At 38.8% G+C, this 1,485-nt stretch carries 1 protein-coding gene; it reads right to left on the bottom strand.

All coding sequences use genetic code 11. From position 1 onward, the window contains the following. Nucleotides 1-188: 188 nt before the first annotated feature. Complete coding sequence (locus tag IC621_RS26230) at nt 189-1,382, bottom strand: ISL3 family transposase (RefSeq protein WP_191162978.1); 1,194 nt, start codon at nt 1,380-1,382, stop codon at nt 189-191. Nucleotides 1,383-1,485 lie beyond the last annotated feature (103 nt).

A 1,485-nucleotide genomic window follows, 5' to 3' on the forward strand; every position in this document is an offset into this window, starting at 1 on the left:
GTCTCTCCACCATTGTTTGTGAAACACACAGAATTCTGACAATAAGATAGCTAGATTGGTACCTGCTCAAACTCTCTCCTTCTTCATCTTACAGACTAGCCAGTTGGTGGAAAAGAAGCGGTCAAGTGTTTTCCTTTACGGCTTCTTTTCCACCAACTATGATCACCATCATGATGAAGAAGGAGAGGCTAGGACACCTGTTTTTTATAAGTATGCCCTGTGCATTCCAGAAGTACACGTGTTCTAAAACGGTGAAGGTTTCGATAACCGTATGCTCGTCGTTTGATGTTCTTAATTTTATGATTTGTGCCTTCTGTACGCCCATTTGTATAAGGTGTTTTAAAGTATTGCATAATTTGATGGCGCCAGTTTTGGATTGTTTTAGCCACTTCATGAAAGGATTCAAATGGACTGCTCCAAGCTAAATCAAGCCACTCTGTCAATAAATGATCAGCTGTTTCGTAATCCTTTGATTGATAAAAGTCCCTAAATAGTTCTTTTAGGAAATAGGCATAACATAAACTTTCGTGTGATTCTAACAATTCATCCAGCCGAGGGCGATGTATTTCTTTTACCTTTTCATAACTTCTCAGGAGATGAAACCGTGCTTTCTTTAATCCTGGAATTTTCTTACGGACTTGGTCTAATGCTTGAGTGACCTTTTGAACGACATGGTACTTATCGATCACAATTTGAGCACTAGGAAAAGCTTTTCGAATGGCTTTATGAAAGGGATCCCACATGTCTAGGACAACCGTTTTAACCCGTTCCGGATGAAGGATCTTTAAGGATAAAAGCTCTAGTGTTGCTGGATAATCACGATCATGATGCAGCCCCAATACGGCACCTAAGTTGGCATCATACAGAACGGTCTCGTATTTATGCCCTTTACGAACAGCGACTTCATCGAGACTTAATGCAATGTCTTGATCACCTTGAATCTCTTGAATAGCCGATTTATGTTCAGCTGCCTTTTTATCAGCGACTGAATAAAAGATACGCTCAACAGTCGAATAAGCCATCTTGTTTTTTCGGCTAATATCTTGAATGGTGGTACCAAGAACTTGTTCATAGATGAACTGTTGAAAACGATTGGTATAGTGTTGGTATGAATCAATCGATTCAAAAGATGCCGTAAAGATTTCCTCACAATTGAGGCAACGATAGCGTTTAATCGTTACAAGTAAATAAACAGGCTTGTTCATCACGGTTAAATCTCTTATTTTTCTTGTCCTTCTGTCATGGACGAAAGAAGTAAGAAAACCACAATGAGGGCAACGTTCCTCCAAAGTTTTTTTCTCGACATGAACAAGATAATGAGTAGGAAATATTTCATGATTAACAACTTCAAATTCTGGCAACTCTAGTAACACGGGAAACACGAGAAGACCTCCTAATGTTTGTTGTGGTAACTAACATTATTGCCAGGAATTCGTTCGTGTTTTCCTATTTTTGTGCTATTTTCACAAAAAGTGATGATGAATC

The sequence above is a fragment of the Metabacillus arenae genome (assembly GCF_014773385.1).
In the GTDB taxonomy this organism is placed as follows: domain Bacteria; phylum Bacillota; class Bacilli; order Bacillales; family Bacillaceae; genus Metabacillus_D; species Metabacillus_D arenae.